The sequence below is a fragment of the Nereida sp. MMG025 genome (assembly GCF_021654165.1).
Classification (GTDB): Bacteria; Pseudomonadota; Alphaproteobacteria; order Rhodobacterales; family Rhodobacteraceae; genus Nereida.
Genome location: NZ_JAKFZN010000025.1, coordinates 1 through 1,687, shown reverse-complemented (window position 1 = coordinate 1,687; position 1,687 = coordinate 1). Strand labels below are relative to the sequence as shown.

Genomic DNA, 1,687 nt, shown 5'->3' with positions numbered 1-1,687 from the left:
GCAGGGCCCCGAAACGGCCGTGGTCGTGGGCGACGGAGAGATCGACTGCGACGAACACGGCCGCATCCTGGTAAAGTTCCATTGGGACGATGTCGCCGCCCACACCATGCGCGTGCGGGTGTCGCAAAACTGGGCGTCCAAAGGATGGGGCGGCATGGTCATCCCCCGCATCGGCATGGAAGTGATCGTCGAACACCTGCGCGGCGATCCCGACAAGCCGATTGTCACGGGCTGTGTGTATAATGGGAAAAATACCACGCCGAATGCTTTGCCCGAATTTAAAACAAGATCTCTGTTCAAGACCGACAGCCACCAGGGTGAAGGTTACAATGAAATACGCTTTGAAGATCAAGCGGGACAAGAAGAAGTCTGGCTTCAAGCCCAAAAATATCTGAATGCCTACGTTAAGGACAACGAGACTTGGCGGACAGAAGGCAGTCAAGACTTTCATGTATCGGGATCATCCTCACAGAAGATAGAGGGTGAAAAAGACATGCAAGTTTTAGGTAATCATCGAGAGATGGTTTCTGGATCACGTCACATAACTATTGGTGGCTCGAGAGTTACAGAAACAGCAATATCTGAGTTCAAAGCAGTTGGTGGTGATCGTGCAACTGCTATTGCCTCTACCGACGATCTGCATATTGGTGAGAGTCTGAGGGTAGAAACGGGCGGCGCACAATTTCATAAAGTCGGAACAAGTTATTATCTCGACGCAGGAAGTGATCTTGTATTGCAAGCTGGAGCCACAATTTCCCTTAATGTGGGCGGAAACTTCATAAAAATTGATGGATCAGGCGTAACGATCAACGGCACTTTGACAAAAATCAACAGCGGTGGAAGTGCCAAAAAGGGAAAGAAAATCGGGCGTTCCAAACCGACAAAACCCAAGAAGTATGCTGGCCCACACGCTGTTCGCTATGGTCGTTCATTTAAGGAGTAATATCTATGTCGGGAAAACCCGCAGCACGCTTAGGTGATATCGGCTCAGGTCACGGGTGTCATTTTCCGCCCTCCCCCGCGATACAAGGTTCTCCAGATACGCTGGTAAACGGACGCCCTGCCGTGCGCCAGGGCGATGCCTATGCACCGCACCCCTGTCCAGCGTGCCCACAACCGCCGCACCCACGAAACCTATCGTCGGGATCTCCTACGGTATTGATCAACAACAAACAGGCAGGCCGCATTGGTGATCCAATCAATTGCGGGGGCGCCAATTCCACGGGGTCTGGTAATGTATTGATTGGCGGCAATGCACCGCCTGGTCTTACGCGGGCTCCATTTGCGGAGAGCTGTGAAGACGCAGCGAGCAAAGAGACCTAAACAATGGCAGGGCCTGCAGCAGCACCAGTTTGGTGGTTATTGCGCGCTGCGGCACAGAGACTCCTGCCAAGGCGTGTCCCAATACCTGCACCGGGTCCAGTGCCCGCCCCAAGGCCTTTCCCTGCGCCGCGACCAATTCCAGCACCGCGCCCAGTACCGCCTGGTCCAGTGCCAGTTCCGCCTGGGACGTTACCCGCTCCTCCTGGCACGGCGCCAATGCCTCCTGGTACGGCGCCCGCTCCCGGCACAATTCCTGATGTACCGCCCCAAACAATGCCAGGATATGAAGCCCCGACTTGGACTGGTGATCAAAGTACTATGGGTGATTTGACTCGCGCTGAAAACAGAATTCGCAGACAAGACA

The 1,687-nt window shown here is 54.2% G+C and carries 2 protein-coding genes; both read left to right on the top strand.

Features of this window, described 5'->3' with window-relative positions:
* On the top strand, positions 1–943 hold a 943-nt coding region (locus L1065_RS15635), incomplete at its 5' end, for a type VI secretion system Vgr family protein (protein ID WP_237096446.1).
* Between the two features lie 5 nt (positions 944–948).
* Positions 949–1,323: a PAAR domain-containing protein gene (locus tag L1065_RS15630; protein ID WP_237096445.1), complete on the top strand. Its 375-nt coding sequence runs from the start codon at positions 949–951 to the stop codon at positions 1,321–1,323.
* Positions 1,324–1,687: the final 364 nt, after the last annotated feature.